Source organism: Rhodovarius crocodyli (assembly GCF_004005855.1).
Taxonomy (GTDB): domain Bacteria; phylum Pseudomonadota; class Alphaproteobacteria; order Acetobacterales; family Acetobacteraceae; genus Rhodovarius; species Rhodovarius crocodyli.
In genome coordinates this window covers 1,109,503-1,123,853 of sequence record NZ_SACL01000001.1, presented here as the reverse complement: position 1 = coordinate 1,123,853, position 14,351 = coordinate 1,109,503, and the positions used below count along the sequence as shown (strand labels likewise).

13 protein-coding genes and 1 pseudogene are annotated in these 14,351 nt (G+C 69.6%); 8 read left to right on the top strand and 6 right to left on the bottom strand.

Going from position 1 to position 14,351, the window contains the following annotated elements; all coding sequences use genetic code 11:
• The first annotated feature begins 24 nt into the window (after positions 1-24).
• The gene (aat, locus tag EOD42_RS05375; RefSeq protein ID WP_127786412.1) at positions 25-729 is read left to right on the top strand and encodes a leucyl/phenylalanyl-tRNA--protein transferase; all 705 of its coding nucleotides are present in this window, start codon (positions 25-27) and stop codon (positions 727-729) included.
• Here aat and EOD42_RS05370 read toward each other — a convergent pair.
• Positions 728-1,726: pseudogene (locus EOD42_RS05370) on the bottom strand (methylated-DNA--[protein]-cysteine S-methyltransferase); the annotation flags it as partial. The gene aat and the pseudogene EOD42_RS05370 sit on opposite strands and share 2 nt — an antisense overlap.
• Positions 1,727-1,802: 76 nt before the next feature.
• Between EOD42_RS05370 and EOD42_RS05365 the strand changes: the two are divergent.
• Positions 1,803-2,261: a hypothetical protein gene (locus EOD42_RS05365; protein ID WP_127786411.1), complete on the top strand. Its 459-nt coding sequence runs from the start codon at positions 1,803-1,805 to the stop codon at positions 2,259-2,261.
• A complete protein-coding gene (locus EOD42_RS05360; protein ID WP_127786410.1) occupies positions 2,258-2,752 on the top strand; it encodes a L,D-transpeptidase family protein in 495 nt (164 codons plus the stop codon). Before EOD42_RS05365 ends, EOD42_RS05360 begins: the two co-directional genes overlap by 4 nt.
• Before the next feature lie 266 nt (positions 2,753-3,018).
• On the opposite strand, the gene EOD42_RS05355 is transcribed toward EOD42_RS05360, so the two are convergent.
• From EOD42_RS05355 to EOD42_RS05340, 4 genes are read right to left on the bottom strand one after another with little or no spacing between them, the layout of a single operon-like run.
• On the bottom strand, positions 3,019-4,548 hold the full coding sequence (locus tag EOD42_RS05355; RefSeq protein ID WP_127786409.1) for a class I adenylate-forming enzyme family protein: 1,530 nt from the start codon (positions 4,546-4,548) through the stop codon (positions 3,019-3,021).
• Complete coding sequence (locus tag EOD42_RS05350) at positions 4,541-5,779, bottom strand: acyl-CoA dehydrogenase family protein (protein ID WP_127786408.1); 1,239 nt, start codon at positions 5,777-5,779, stop codon at positions 4,541-4,543. Before EOD42_RS05350 ends, EOD42_RS05355 begins: the two co-directional genes overlap by 8 nt.
• 3 nt (positions 5,780-5,782) lie before the next feature.
• Entirely contained in the window at positions 5,783-6,538 is a 756-nt protein-coding gene (locus EOD42_RS05345; protein WP_164867795.1) for an alpha/beta fold hydrolase, read from the bottom strand.
• Positions 6,535-7,539, bottom strand: a complete 1,005-nt coding sequence (locus tag EOD42_RS05340; protein ID WP_206020243.1) for a M29 family metallopeptidase — start codon at positions 7,537-7,539, stop codon at positions 6,535-6,537. The genes EOD42_RS05345 and EOD42_RS05340 overlap by 4 nt, the downstream gene beginning before the upstream one ends.
• Before the next feature lie 326 nt (positions 7,540-7,865).
• Here EOD42_RS05340 and EOD42_RS05335 point away from each other — a divergent pair, with 326 nt between their 5' ends.
• The 5 genes from EOD42_RS05335 to EOD42_RS05315 all read left to right on the top strand — a co-directional run bounded on the left by EOD42_RS05335 (position 7,866) and on the right by EOD42_RS05315 (position 12,749).
• Complete coding sequence (locus EOD42_RS05335) at positions 7,866-8,360, top strand: MarR family winged helix-turn-helix transcriptional regulator (protein WP_127786405.1); 495 nt, start codon at positions 7,866-7,868, stop codon at positions 8,358-8,360.
• 77 nt (positions 8,361-8,437) lie between these two features.
• Positions 8,438-9,574: a glycosyltransferase family 61 protein gene (locus EOD42_RS05330; protein WP_164867794.1), complete on the top strand. Its 1,137-nt coding sequence runs from the start codon at positions 8,438-8,440 to the stop codon at positions 9,572-9,574.
• 56 nt (positions 9,575-9,630) lie between these two features.
• Positions 9,631-10,062: a MarR family winged helix-turn-helix transcriptional regulator gene (locus EOD42_RS05325; protein ID WP_127786403.1), complete on the top strand. Its 432-nt coding sequence runs from the start codon at positions 9,631-9,633 to the stop codon at positions 10,060-10,062.
• Positions 10,059-11,618: an MFS transporter gene (locus EOD42_RS05320; RefSeq protein ID WP_127786402.1), complete on the top strand. Its 1,560-nt coding sequence runs from the start codon at positions 10,059-10,061 to the stop codon at positions 11,616-11,618. Before EOD42_RS05325 ends, EOD42_RS05320 begins: the two co-directional genes overlap by 4 nt.
• A 3-nt stretch (positions 11,619-11,621) precedes the next feature.
• Positions 11,622-12,749, top strand: a complete 1,128-nt coding sequence (locus tag EOD42_RS05315) for an HlyD family secretion protein (protein WP_127786401.1) — start codon at positions 11,622-11,624, stop codon at positions 12,747-12,749.
• A gap of 78 nt (positions 12,750-12,827) precedes the next feature.
• Here the strand turns inward: EOD42_RS05315 and lpdA are convergent, their stop codons facing one another.
• On the bottom strand, positions 12,828-14,219 hold the full coding sequence (gene lpdA, locus EOD42_RS05310) for a dihydrolipoyl dehydrogenase (protein WP_127786400.1): 1,392 nt from the start codon (positions 14,217-14,219) through the stop codon (positions 12,828-12,830).
• Positions 14,220-14,351: the final 132 nt, after the last annotated feature.

The following is a 14,351-nucleotide window of genomic DNA, read 5'->3' as shown; positions in this document are numbered from 1 at the left end:
CTTCCGGCGTTGGATGCAGAAAGAATGAGCCGTCGCAGCATCGAGATCACGCCGGAGTTGATGCTCCGCGCCTATCAGGCGGGTCTCTTTCCCATGGCCGAGAAGCGGGAGAGCAACCGCCTCTATTGGCTGGACCCCGAATTGCGCGGCGTGCTGCCGCTGGATGGCTTCCATCTGCCGCGCCGGCTGCTGCGCACGGTGCTCTCGGGCCCCTTCACCGTCACGGCGGACCATGACTTCCCGGCCGCCATCGCCGCCTGCGCCGAACCCGCGCCGGGCCGCGAGGACACCTGGATCAACCCCGAGATCGAGGCCCTGTTCACCGCCCTGCACCGCCAGGGCCACGCCCATTCGGTGGAGGTCTGGCAGGACGGCGCGCTGGTGGGCGGGCTGTATGGCGTGTCCATCGGCGGGGCGTTCTTCGGGGAAAGCATGTTCAGCCGCGCGCGCGATGCGTCGAAGGTGGCGCTGGTGCATCTGGTGGCCCGGCTCAGGCTCGGCGGCTTCACCCTGCTGGATACCCAGTTCCTGACCGCGCATCTGGCGCAGTTCGGCACCGAGGAAATCCCCCGCGCCGACTACAAGGCCCAGTTGGCCGCCGCGATCACGCAGCCTGCCCGGTGGCTTTCCGCGCCCGGGCCGCGGATTCTGGAGGAAGCGATCCGCTCGCTTCGGCCTCCGCCACCAGAAGACGCGCCTTGTTCGGCACCCCCCAGCGATAGCCCGTGAGGTCGCCGCTGGTGGCCACCACCCGGTGGCACGGCACGGCCAGCGAGACGGGGTTCTGCGCGCAGGCCCGCGCCACGGCGCGCGTGGCGGCCGGCGTGCCCATCCGCGCGGCCAGGCCCGAATAGGTGGTGGTCTCGCCGAAGGGGATGTTCTGCAGGGCCTCCCACACGCGGCGCTGAAAGGCGGTGCCCCGCAGGTCCAGCGGCAGGCGCAGAGCGGATTGCGGTTCCGCGATGAAGGCCACGATCTGCCGCACGGCATCGGCCAGCCCGTCGGGCGCTTCCTCGACGGCGGCGGCGGGGAAGCGGTGGCGCAGGTCGCCCTCCAGCGCCTCCATTTCCTCGCCGAAGCCCAGGAAGCAGATGCCGGCGGCAGTCGCGCCCACCAGCAGCGGGCCCATGGCGGATTCCGCGCGGGCGATGCGGATGGCCTCTCCGGCGCCGCCGCGCCGGGCCGCGCCCGGCGTCATGCCCAGGTGGCGGGCGGTGTTCTCATAGACCCGGCTCTCACTGCCGAAACCCGCGCCCGCCACGGCATCGGCCACGCGCTCGCCCTTGGCCAGCGCGGCCGACAGGCGCCGGCCGCGCGCGTTCTCGGCATAGGAACGCGGGGTCAGCCCCGCCACTTCCTTGAACAGGCGCAGGAAGTGGTGGCGGGCATAGCCGGCGCGGGCGGCCAGCGCGGCCAGGGAGGGGATCTCCTCCGCCTCGTCGATCATGCGCATCGCGGCCTCGATGGCGGCGCGGTGCAGGGCGGCGCGGTCGCCCCTGGGGTCGCAACGCTTGCAGGCGCGGAAACCCGCGGCCTCGGCGGCGGGGATGTCAGCGAAGAAGCGGGTGTTGCGCCGCAGGGGCGGGCGCGACGGGCAGCCGGGCAGGCAGAACACCCCCTGCGTGGTCACCGCATACAGGAAGGGCCCGCAGGCGGGGGCCGCGTCGCGGTCCACCACCGCCTGCCAGCGGCTGTCGTCGAGCGAAGGGATGGTGAGCGTGTCCATGGGGGCAATGTGGGGCGGAAGCACCGCCGCCGCCATCCGCGCGTTGCGCTGGCACAAGGCTTGCTGTGCCCCGCGCATGATCTCAGACCCCGTGCGCCTCAGCATCGCCCCCGCCCATGTGTGGCGCGATACGCCGACCGCCGATGGCGGCCCGCCGTTGAACGACGACGCGGCCATGCCCATCCAGGGCCACACAACCTTCGACGAGATGCTGCGCGCGCTGAACCCGCTGCAGCATATTCCCGTGGTGGGCACGATCTACCGGGCAGTGACCGGGGATGACATCCAGCCCGCCTTCCGCGTGCTGGGCGGCGCGCTGTTCGGCGGCGTGACCGGCATGATGACGGCGGCCGCCACCACCGCCGTGGAACAGTTCCAACCGGTGGAGCGCATGCGCGCCTATCTGGCCGGGCGGCCCGACCCGCTGCTGAGCGTCAGCGGCAGCGCGCTGGCCTATGCCACCACGCCCGACCAGGCCCTCGCCGCCTATCGCCGCTGGACAGCGCCGCCCGGCGACAATACCGCTGTGGCATGACCATCGCACGCGTGACCCCCGACGGGCTGTTCCACTTCCAGGGCGACATCTGGCGCTGCGCCCTGGGCAAGGGCGGCATCCGCGCCGACAAGACCGAAGGCGACGGCGCCACGCCGCCCGGCGAAATGCGCCTGCTGCGGCTGCTCTACCGCGCCGACCGCGTGGCCAAGCCCGTGACCACCCTGCCCGTGGAACCCATCGGCCCTGACGACGGCTGGTGCGACGCACCCACCCACCGCCAATACAACCGACCCGTCACCCTGCCCTTCGACGTCAGCCACGAACGCCTGTGGCGCGACGATGCCCTGTACGACATCATCGGCATCCTGGACTGGAACATCGAACCCGTGGTGCCCCACCGCGGCAGCGCCATCTTCCTGCACATCGCCCGGCCCGCCTTCGCCCCCACCGAAGGCTGCGTCGCCCTGGAACTGCCGGCCCTGCAACAGGCGATCAGCCGGGGACTGAGCGGGGTGATGGTGGTGGGGTAGGGGGCGCTTTCCTGGGGCTTCGCCCCCGGACCCCCAGCCAGGGGCGCTGCCCCCGGCACCCCCGCCAGGAGCCTGTGGCCCCTGGACCCCCATGAGTTTCTGGAAAGTTGGGGAGGGGGCTCAGAACGAGTTCCCGGCCCGACGCCCCCTTTGTGCCCCCTCCCCAACTTTCCAGCTCCCGGTTTCCAAAGGCCTTTCGGCCTTTGGCGGGTTCCAAGGGCAGAGCCCTTGGTCGGGGCCCGGGGGTGAAACCCCCGGAGTGCGCCCTATCCCTCCGCCAGCACCCGTTTCAGTTCCGGCAGGTTGACCTTGCCGAGTGCCGTGCGGGGCAGGCTGTTCAGGGTGACGACGGCGCGGGGGTGCTTGAAGCGGGCCAGGCGGCCGTCGAAGTGGTTGAGGGTGGCCTGGGCGTCGAAGCCGGGGCCCGGCACCACCACCGCCACGGGCACTTCGCCCCAGCGCGGGTCGGGCCGGCCCACCACAGCGCATTCCAGCACGCCGGGTGCCTCGCGCAGCACGCGCTCGATCTCGGCGGGCGAGATGTTTTCGCCCCCCGAGATGATGATGTGCTTCAGCCGGTCGGTGAACCAGTAGCGGCCTTGTTCGTCCAGCCGGCCCATGTCGCCGGTGCGGTACCAGCCGTCGGGGGTGAAGGCGTCGAGCGTGGCCGCTTCGTTGTTCCAGTAGCCGCGCATGACGTGCGGGCCGCGCACCAGGATCTCGCCGCTGTCGGCCAGCTTCGCCTCACCGAAGGGGGCGGAGGTGCCGATGGAGCCGGGGGCCGCCAGGGCCTGGTCGCGGGTCTGGGCGATGGCGATGGGCGCGGTCTCGGTGCTGCCGTAGACCTGCTGGACGGGAACGCCCTTGGCGTGGAAGGCCTCGATGAGTTCGACCGGCACGTCGGAGGACCCGGCCCCGGCGGCGCGCAGGCAGGACAGATCCGCCCCCGCCCAGCGCGGGTGGCGGATCAGCACGGACATCACGGCGGGCACCACCAGGGTCAGGCTGGGCTTCTCGCGCTCCAGCGTGTCGAAGAAGGCCTCGGGCTCGAACTTCTGGTGCAGGATGATCTCGGCGCCGGCCAGCAGGGCGGGCAGGGTCTGGATGTTCAGCCCGCCGACATGGAACAGCGGCAGCACGGTCAGCACGCGGTCTGGGGCGGTGATGCCGAACAGGGACTGCGCGTTGCGGGCATTGGCCAGCATGGCGGCCTGGGTCAGCACCGCGCCCTTCGGCCGGCCGGTGGTGCCGGAGGTGTAGCAGATGACGACCGGCGCATCGGGCAGGCCCTTGTCCTGACCGCCGGGCAGGACCTCTCGCGGCAGCATGCGCCAGCTGGAGGCACCGATGGTGCCGATGCCCTGCTGCTGCATGAAGCGTTCGGGCATGCGGTGGCCGAAGCCCTCGACCACGGCGGCCAGCCGCGCATCCTCGGCGATCCAGCACCATTCGTCCTCGGCCAGGCGCCAGTTGATGGGCACCATGGCCAGCCCCGCGCGGGCGCAGGCCAGCAGGGTGGCCAGGTGCACCGCGCCGTTCTGGCCCAGCATGCCGATATTGGGGCGGGAGGGGTCGCGCGCGGCCTCACGCGCCAGCACGGCCGAAAGCTGGGTGGCCACGCCGTGCAGCTGGGCAAAGGTCAGGCTGCCGTCGACGTCGCGGATGGCGCGGCGGGAGGGGTGGCGCAGCGCCACATCCTCGAAGGCGGCCCAGAGGGAGCCGCCCAGGGCAGCCGCAGGTGCCGGCGCCGATGGGGGCGCGGCCTTGCGGCCCGGGAAGGGGATGACGTTACTCATCCGTCTCGCCGCGCTCGTACAGCGTCTCGCGGCCCAGTCGGTCGATGCAGATCTCGGCGGTCCAGGGCAGCATGAGGGAGCCGCAGCGGCTGTCGCGGTAGATGCGCTCCAGAGGAAGCGATTTCAGCATCGACTGGCCCCCGCATGTCCGCACGGCCTTCGCGGCCAATGAATTCGCATTTTCCATGACTGTATGCTGAGCCGCCAGCGCGCGCAGCATGGAATCGCGCCCCGGGTCGGCGCAGGCCTCGGAAATCGCCTGGAACCACAGCGCCTTGGTCTGTTCCAGCATCACGCGCATCTCCGCCACCGCGATCTGCTTGGTGGGGTACATGCGGCGCTTCACGGGGGGCGTGCCCGGCTGTTCGCCGCGCAGGTAGCGCACGGTGAAGTCATAGGCCGCCTGGGCCAGCCCCATGTAGGTGGGCGTGAGGGTCATGAACATGTGCGGCCAGCGGCTGGCGGCCTGGAAGTACAGGCCGCCGGGCATCAGCGCCGCGTCGTCCGGCACGAACACGTCCTTGAACAGCAGATTGCGGGAGACGGTGCCCCGCATGCCGAGCGGGTCCCACTCGCCTTCGACCGTGACGCCCGGGGCGGTGGCGGGCACCGCCATATAAAGAGTGTTGCGGCGGGAGGAGGTTCCGTCCGTCACATCGGTGCACAGCACGCCGTAGAAGTCGGCATGCCCCGCCAGCGAGGCGAAGATCTTCTTGCCGTTGATGGTCCAGCCGCCCTCGACCTTGGTGGCGGTGGTGCCGAAGGCGATGGTGCCGGCGGCGGCGGCGCCCCCTTCGGAGAAGGGCTGGGAGTAGATCGCGCCGTCCTCGAGGATGCGCTTGTAGTGAACCAGCCGGCGGGCGTGATGCTGGGCGCGGACGTCGGCCGGCATCTCCAGGTCATCGGTCAGCACGCCGGTCCAGAGCGTGCTGCACACATGCATGTTCCAGGTCAGCGCCGTGGCGCCGCAGTACCGGCCGAGCTCCGCCGCCGTGAGGCAATAGGCGCGGAAATCGGCGCCCAGCCCGCCATCGGCGGTGGGGATGCACACGCCAAGCCAGCCCTCGCGGTGCATGTCCCGGTAATTGTCCATGGGGAAGGTCGCCTCGCGGTCCCAGCGGGCGGCGCGCGGGGCCAGCACGCGGGCGCCGAATTCGCGGGCGCGGGTGGTCAGGTCGGCCTCCAGCGGCGAGAGGCGGAAGGCGCGCGGGTCGAAGATCGGGGCGTCCATGGGTCAGCGGTCCAGCAGGGAACGAAGGGTGGCGTGGAAGGCGGCGGGCTGTTCCAGGTGCGGCAGGTGCCCGGCACCGGGAATGAGGGAGAGGGTGGCGCCCGGGATGGCATCGGCCATGCGCTGCATGGTGCGGGCGGGGGCCACCTTGTCCTCGGCGCCGGCGATGCAGTGGGTGGGCTGGGTGATGGCCCCCAGCGCGTCACGGCGGTCGAAGGTGGTGAGGCAGGCAAGGGTGGCGCGGTAGGTCGCCTCCGGCACCAGGCTCATCGCGGCGATGGCGGCGGGCTCGGCGGCCGGGTCGGCCGTGGGGGCGCACATGCCGCGCACCAGCCCGGCCGCGCATTCGGCCATGCTGGCCCCTGCATCGAGCGGCGCCAGGCGCTTGGCCAGGAAGTCCCGCGCGAAGGAGGGGTCCTTGCCGCCGAAGGCCGGGGTGGTGGCATAGGGGATCAGGGTGCGGACCAGGCCCGGATGACGCAGCGCCAGCTCGATCGCAACCATTCCGCCCATGGAATGTCCGATGAAATCCGCGGAGGTGATGCCTTTTTGAACGAGCTCGGCGGCCAAATTATCGGCCAAGGTCGAAAAACTGAGATCGGCGAGCAGCGGATTTCCGCCATAGCCCGGCTGATTCCAGGCCAGAACCTGTCGGCCGGGTAACGCGGCGGCCGTGGGGGCCCATAGATCCGCCGCGCCGCCTATGCCGTGCAGGCAAATCAGGGGGGCGCCGCTGCCCCAGGTCAGGAAGGCCGTCACAGCACCACCCCGTCCCGGACCACGGCTTCGCCGTCCAGCTCGATGGTGGTGTTGAAGACGGGGATGTCGAAATGGCCCTCGGTGAAGCGGCCCGCGAATTCGTTGGCACCGGTCGAAAACAGGAAGTTACCGGCGACCGCGCGCAGTTCGGTGCCGTTGGTGTCGCGCTGGTCGTACATCGAAAGCGCCTCGTAGCGGGCGCGGGGGTTCAGCCCCCAGCCGACATGGGAGACGGCATAGGCCGCCCGATCGCCCCAGGCCTCCAGGTAACGGCGCATCAACATGGCGTCGGTGCCGCTGCCTTCGATTTTCGTAATATGGTCGTCCTCGATGGTCAGGGCGACCCTGGATTGCAGGTAACGTTTGAAGGTGAGGTTTACGTCACCTTCGGCGAGCACCAGGCGCCCGTTCACGCTGCCGGCGGCAGGGAAACTGACCACGATTCCACCCGGCCAATGGGCGATGGTGCCGGGCCGGTCGGTCCAGCCCCAGACGCCCGCGGTGACCGCGCGCTCCATGGAGATATCAAGGTCGGTGCCGGCGGCGGAGGTGACGCGCATGCGCTTGGCCGCGCGGGCGCGCTTGACCGCGGCCTTCACCATCGGCTCGTCGCCGGGCTGCGGCAGAAGGCGGGCCAGGGCCTCGGGATGTTCGTTGCTGATCATCAGCACGCGGGCGCCGGAACCAAGGATTTCCTTGAGTTCCGGGGCATGGAGCAGGCCCTCGACCGTCAGGTCCAGCACCAGGGGGCTGGCCTTGATGGCGGCCAGGGCGGCGGGGTGGTGCTGGATGGCGCGGGAGGCACCGGTGGAGCGCACGGGCACCGGCGCGGTGGGGGCCGGGGTGGGCAGCACGCAGCGGAACGGGCGCAGCCCGAGCTTCAGGCAAGCGAGCTCCGCGAGCTCGATATTGAGCAGGCGGGACTGGCTTTCGGCCAGGAGGCAAACGGCATCGCCGGGGGCAGGGTGGCAGAGGGCGATAGCGGATGCGAAGGCATCCATCCAAGCCGATTCAATGCGTTCCGTCAACAATGCTGTCGCTCCCGAAACCTGTCATGATTAATAAATTGAACATTCCTGGGAATAAAAATCCCTCGCATGTCCTGTTTGTAAGGCAATATCAAGAGATTAGTAGCATGCATTTTCATAAAAGACCAACAGTAACTATTGCGACGGACGTTGCGTTCAGCCATGTTCCGCTCGCAGGGTGGTCAAAGATGCGAGAGCGGCATGGCAGGGCTTAGAAGCCACTCGCCTTGTCAGTCGACTCATATCTGGACGCCATTTCGTCATCTATATGAGTGATACGCGTCAGGGGAGCGCGCGACATGGTGGCAGCCACGATTTCGGTCCAGAGTGCAGCGGCGGCAGTGCCCGCCCAGCGGTTTATCGATGATTACCTGTTGTACCTGCTGGCCCGCGCCTCGCATGTCGTATCCACGGAGTTCCATACGGTCTTGCGCCGCGCCGGCGTGCAGGTGCCGGTGTGGCGCGTGCTGGCCACGCTGGCCGGCAGCCCGGGTGAGACGGTGAGCGGCCTGGCCGACGCCTGCCTGCTGCAGCAGCCGACCATGACCAAGCTGCTGGACCGCATGGTGCGCGACAACCTGGTCAAGCGCCTGCCGGACCCCAAGGACCGCCGCGTGGTGCGCATCCAGATGACCACGCGCGGCGAGACCGTGGTGAACGAGCTTCTGGCCAGCGCCAAGAAGCACGAGACCGAGGTGCTGGCCCGCCATCCGGACATCGATGCCACGGCGCTCAAGACCCTTCTGCGCGGCATGATCGGCCGCCACCGGCGCGGCAAGCGCCTGCCGGGCTGAGCGCGGCACCCGACACCGCTTCTGGCGCGGTGCAGCCGGGCATGCGAGAACGTCGCATGCTTGGCCATGGCCTTCCGTTGGAATTGCCCCCTGAGAGCGGGGCCGAGGTCATGTGGACCGCGCCCTTCCGCGCGGAATGGGCCACCGACCCCGACGGCACGATCCGCCGGCCCGAACCGCTTTTCGTCGAGGCGCCCTTCGAGCCCTTCCCCGAGGCGGAATACCTGCACGCCCGGCGAGAGGTGTATCCGATCACGCATTTCTGCCTGTCGGTGCCCGATGCGCTGCTGGTGGGCGAACGCGCGATCATTCCGCGCGGCTATACCCACCTCATCACCGACACGCTGCACTGGAACCATTCCTCCCGCATCTTCATGGAGGATTTCCGTTGCGAGTTCGAATACACCCACCTGCGCTACGGAGAGGGTGAGTTCCACATCACCCTGGGCGAGGAGCGGCGCGTCGATCATGACGAGGCCGTGCTGATCTCCTCCATGGAGCAGAACAACTACGGCGCCTTCCTGCTGCGCTGCGTGCCGAAGCTGGCCACGCGCCGGCTGCTGGGGCTGGAGGGGCTGCCGGTCTTCGTCTCGGACCAGCAGGGCTGGCAACGCGCCATCCTGCGCGCCTTCGGCATCGGGCCGGACCAGATCATCAGCTATGACCGCAGCCGGCTGCATCACTTCCGCCGCCTGGTGGTGCCCGACCTGCCGAGTTCGGAGTTCTTCCTGGACGACATGACCTCGGACTTCCTGGACGAGTTCGTGGCGGGGCTGCAGGCCAGCGACCCGCGGCGCGGCACCAGGCCCGAGAAGATCTATGTCTCGCGCATGCAGCAGACACGGCTGAAGCCGCATTACCGCCCCTTCGTGAACGAGGCGGAGCTGGCGGCGCTGCTGGAGGCCCAGGGCTTCGCGATCATCGAGCCGGAGAACTTCGACTTCGAGGAGCAGGTGCGCATCTTCGCGGCCGCCCGCGTGGTGGTGGGGCCCGGCGGTGCCGGCATGTTCAACACCATCTTCTGCCGCCCCGGCGCGAACATCGTGGCGCTGGAGCCCCTGCCGACCTGGATGGTGCAGCACGCCAACCTCTACTCCGGGCGGCGGCACGGCTTCGCCATGGTGCTGGGCGGCAGCGACGCCACCGACCCCAGCGCCCAGAAGCGCTGGCGCACCGATGCCGGGCTGGTGGCGGGACGTGTGCGGGAACTGTGATGCTGCAATGCAATAAGTAGCTTGCTAACGGTAGCACGCTACATATATTGCGCTGCATGAGCTCGCGCACCCAGTTCACCGAACAGCTTCGCCGCGTGTCCCTGCGCTGGCGCACCCGCTTCGACGCGGAGCTGCGCGCGGCGGGCCAGACGCTGACGCGCGCCAATGTGCTGCGCTTCCTGGCGCGCCACCCGGACGGCGTGACCCAGCGGGAGCTGGCGGAACACCTGATGGTGGAGCACCCCACCCTGGTGCGCATGCTGGACGCGCTGCAGGAACAGGGACTGATCGCGCGCCGACCGATCGAGGGCAACCGCCGCGCCAACAGCCTGCACCTGCTGCCCGCCGCGCTGCCGATGGTGGCCGAGCTGGAGGCCACCTTCGCCGCGGAGGCCGAGCGCGTGCTGGGCGACATCCCGCCCGAGGAGCTGGAGCGGGCCACCCGCCTGCTGCGCCGCATCGCGGAGAAGCTGGAGGACGGGTCGTGAACGCCAATCTGCGCGTCCTGGCCCATATCCTGGCGGCGTTGACGCTGGGTATCACCCAGGGCCTCGGCGACCAGTTCGTGACCGCCAACCAGCAGACCATCCAGGGCCATTTCTCGGTGACGAGCAGCGAGGCCGCCTGGCTGGTCGCCGCCTATTCCGCCACCCGCATCCCCGCCACGCTGCTGCTGTACAAGGCGCGCACCCAATACGGGCTGCGCGTGTTCACCGAGCTCGGGCTCGCCGTCTATGCCGTGATGACGCTGCTGCATCTGGTGGTGCGTGACTTCGACACGATGGTCATGCTGCGCGCGGCCGCGGGCTTCGCCGCCGCGCCGCTCAGCACCCTTGCGCTGTTGTACTGCGTGCTGGTGCTGACCGAGCGCTTCCGGCTTTCGGTCGGGCTGTCGATCGGGCTGCTGGGGTCGCAGATCACCCCGCCGCTCGCACGGCTGATCTCTCCCTACATCCTGGACCGTGTGGGCTGGGATGGGCTGGTCATCATGGAATGCGGCCTGGCGCTGCTGTCGCTGGCCGTGGTGCTGATGCTGAAGCTGCCGGAAATGCCGCGCAGCCGCGTGTTCGGCGCGACGGATGCCATCAGCTTTCCGCTGCTGGCGGGCGGCATCGGGCTGGTCAGCATGGTCCTGACGCTCGGCCGTTTCTACTGGTGGCTGGAGGCGCCCTGGCTCGGCTGGTGCCTGGCGATGGGGGTGCTGCTGCTGGCGCTGGTCTGCGCCATCGAGATCAACCGCAAGCAGCCCATGCTGGAGCTGCGCTTCATGATGCAGCCCACCCTGCTGCTGTTCGCGGGCACCATGCTGGCCGCCCGGCTGGTGATGGCGGAGCCGGTGACGGGTGCGGTGGGCTTCTTCCAGAACCTCGGCCTGCTGAACGACAACATGGCCGGGCTGCAGATCGCCATCCTGTCGGGCACCTTGGCCGGCACCGCGATCAGCTGCGTGTTCTGCTCGCCCGATCGGGCGCATTGGCTGCACATGGCCGGGCTTGCCGTGATCGGCACGGCGGCCTGGATCGAAAGCGGGTCGACCAGTGTTACCCGCCCGCCCGATTTCTACCTGCCGCAGGCGATGATCGCCTTCGGCACCGCGCTGTTCCTGCCGGCCGCCATGGCGTGGTCGCTGGCCTGGGTGATGCGGACCAACCCGACCAAGCTGATGGGCTACATCGCCATGTTCCTGGGCAGCCAGGTGCTGGGCGCGCAGATCGGGTCCGCCCTGCTCGGCAGCTTCGTGATCATCCGCGAGAAGTTCCACTCCGCCCAGGTCGTGGCCCACCTGACGCTGCAGGACCCGTTGGTGGTCCAGCGCGCGCAGCAATACGGCGCGGCGTACCGGCCCGTGCTGGGCGACACCACGCTGCAGAGCGCGGAGGGGCTGGTGCGGCTGGGGCAGCTCGCGACGCGAGAAGCCTATGTGCTGGCCTATGACGACCTGTTCCTGACCGTTTCGGCCGCGGCGGCGCTGATGCTGCTGGGCCTTCTTACCCACCGTGCCCTGGTCGCCCTGCGCGGCCTGGGCGCCACTCGAACCGCGTGAACCATGAAACGCCTTCTCACCACCGTCTTCCCTGCCCTTGTCATCGGCATCGCCGGTGCGCTGTTCGTGCTGCACGCCTGGGGGCTGCCGCCCTTCACCAGCGCCGTGCAGATGACCGACAATGCCTATGTCCGCGGTGCCGTCACCACCATCAGCCCGCAGGTGTCGGGCTACATCGTCGACATCCCGCTGCAGGATTACGCGGAGGTGCATGAGGGCGACCTGATCGCGCGGATCGACGACCGCAGCTATCGCGCGCGGCTGGAACAGGCCCGCGCCACCCTGGCCTCGGCCCAGGCGGCGCTGGCCAATCTGGAACTGACCCGGGCCTCACGCGAGGCATCGATCGTCGTGGCCACCGCGCAGATCCACAACGCCCAGGCGGGGGTGGAGAAGGCGCAGCTGGACCTCAACCGCATCCTGCCCCTGTTGGCGAGCCAGGTGCAGTCGCGCGCGACCGGCGACAACGCCCGCGTCGCGCTGCGCCAGGCGGAGGCCGCGCTGGAGCAGGCGCGCGCCTCGCATCTGGTGGCCGAACGGGCGCTGGCCGAGACCCAGGGCCAGCGGCAAAACCTGCAGGCGGCCGTCGAGGGTGCGGAGGCCGCCGTGCATCTCGCCGAGATCGACCTGGCCAACACCCGCGTGGTCGCGCCGCGCAACGGCCGGCTGGGTGAGATCGGCGCGCGGGTGGGGCAATATGTCTCGCCCGGTACGCAGGTGACGGCGCTGGTGCCCGACCAGGTGTGGGTGATCGCCAACTACAAGGAAACCCAGATCGCGGGCATGCGCCCGGGCCAGGTCGCGACGCTGCGGGTGGACGCGCTGGGCGGGCTGGCGCTGACGGGGCATGTGGAACGCTTCTCGCCGGCGGCGGGGTCTGAGTTCAGTGTGATCCGCGCCGACAACGCAACGGGCAACTTCACCAAGGTGGCGCAGCGCATGCCGGTGCGCATCGCGATCGACCCGGGCCAGGCCATGGCCGGGCTGGTCAGCCCGGGCATGTCCGTGGTGGTCAGCATCGACACCGACCAGGGCAGCCAGGGCGGCATGCGGCTGGGCGCGCGTGAGGGCGCGCAGCCCACGGCGCCGCGCCCCCAGGCCGAGGCGGCGCACGGCGTGAACCCCGGCTGAGGCCGGGTACAGAAAAGGCGCCCGGCCGTCTCCGGCGGGCGCCTTTCAGGCTGGGGGGCCGAGGCCGCCCGCGCGGGATCAGATGTGCAGCGCGCGGCCGTCCACGGCCAGGGCCGCTTCCTTCACCGCCTCGTTCAGCGAGGGGTGCGCGTGGCAGGTGCGGGCCACGTCCTCGGCGGAGGCGCCGAACTCCATGGCCAGCGCCAGCTCCGCGATCAGCGTGCCGGCGTCCGGGCCCAGGATATGGCAGCCCAGCACCGCGTCGGTCGCCTTGTCGGACAGGATCTTCACGAAGCCGTCCGTGTCGCCCATGGCGCGCGCGCGGCCGTTGGCGGTGAACGGGAACTTGCCGACCTTGTAGGCGATGCCGCGGGCCTTCAGCTGCTCCTCGGTCTCACCCACCGCGGCCACTTCCGGCCACGTGTAAACCACCGAGGGGATGGCGTTGTAGTTGATGTGGGGCTTCTGGCCGGCCAGCATCTCGGCCACCGCCACGCCCTCATCCTCGGCCTTATGGGCCAGCATGGCGCCGACGATCACGTCGCCGATGGCGTAGATGCCCGGCACGTTGGTCGCGTAATGCGCGTCGGTCTTCACGCGGCCGCGCTCATCCAGGGCCACGCCGGCCTTGTCGAGGCCCAGCGCCTCGACATAGGGGCGGCGGCCGATGGCCAGCAGCACCACATCGGCCTTCAGCGTCTCGGCGGCGCCGCCGGCGGCGGGCTCCAGCGTCAGCTCCACGCCATCGGCGGACTTGGTGGCGCCCGTGACCTTGGTCTTGAGCTTGAACTTCATGCCCTGCTTGCCGAGGATGCGCTCGAACTGCTTGCCCACCTCATTGTCCATGCTGGGCACCAGGCGGTCCAGGAACTCCACCACCGTCACCTCGGCGCCCAGCCGCTTGTAGACGGAGCCAAGCTCCAGCCCGATCACGCCGCCGCCGATGACGACCATGTGGCCGGGCACCTTCTCCAGCTCCAGCGCGCCGGTGGAGGTGACGATCTGCTTCTCGTCGACCTCGACGCCCTTCAGCGGGATGCTCTCGCTGCCGGAGGCGATGACGATGTTCTTGGTCTGGTATTCGGTGCCGTCCACCGCGACCACGCCGGCCTTCACGATGCTGCCGGTGCCCTTCAGCCAGGTGACCTTGTTCTTCTTGAACAGGAACTCGACGCCCTTGACGTTGGCGCCCACGACCTCGCCCTTGCGGGCCATCATGCGGGACAGGTCGAAGCCGACATTCTCGACCTTGATGCCGTGGTCCGCGAACTTGTGCAGGGCTTCCTCGTAATGCTCCGAGGATTGCAGCAGCGCCTTCGAGGGGATGCAGCCCACGTTCAGGCAGGTGCCGCCCAGGGTGTCGCGCTTCTCGACGCAGGCGACCTTCATGCCGAGCTGTGCCGCGCGGATGGCGCAGACATAACCGCCGGGACCGGCGCCGATGACGATGAGGTCGAAGCTTTCGGACATGGAGGCAACCCTTACGTGATGTTGGGCGGAAAGTGGCGAAACCGGACCGAACGCGCAAGGCGCGGCGGCGGGCGCGGGGCGCAAAACCGCGCGTGCATTGCAGCGGGCAGATGCGCATGGGCCGCATGAGGC

Coding starts and splice junctions, on each gene's coding strand:
- EOD42_RS05315 (WP_127786401.1), top strand. CDS start 11,622: ATGAAACGCCTTCTCACCACCGTCTTCCCTGCCCTTGTCATCGGCATC.
- EOD42_RS05360 (WP_127786410.1), top strand. CDS start 2,258: ATGACCATCGCACGCGTGACCCCCGACGGGCTGTTCCACTTCCAGGGC.
- EOD42_RS05365 (WP_127786411.1), top strand. CDS start 1,803: ATGATCTCAGACCCCGTGCGCCTCAGCATCGCCCCCGCCCATGTGTGG.
- EOD42_RS05350 (WP_127786408.1), bottom strand. CDS start 5,779: ATGGACGCCCCGATCTTCGACCCGCGCGCCTTCCGCCTCTCGCCGCTG.
- EOD42_RS05355 (WP_127786409.1), bottom strand. CDS start 4,548: ATGAGTAACGTCATCCCCTTCCCGGGCCGCAAGGCCGCGCCCCCATCG.
- EOD42_RS05340 (WP_206020243.1), bottom strand. CDS start 7,539: ATGGATGCCTTCGCATCCGCTATCGCCCTCTGCCACCCTGCCCCCGGC.
- EOD42_RS05335 (WP_127786405.1), top strand. CDS start 7,866: ATGGTGGCAGCCACGATTTCGGTCCAGAGTGCAGCGGCGGCAGTGCCC.
- EOD42_RS05325 (WP_127786403.1), top strand. CDS start 9,631: ATGAGCTCGCGCACCCAGTTCACCGAACAGCTTCGCCGCGTGTCCCTG.
- lpdA (WP_127786400.1), bottom strand. CDS start 14,219: ATGTCCGAAAGCTTCGACCTCATCGTCATCGGCGCCGGTCCCGGCGGT.
- aat (WP_127786412.1), top strand. CDS start 25: ATGAGCCGTCGCAGCATCGAGATCACGCCGGAGTTGATGCTCCGCGCC.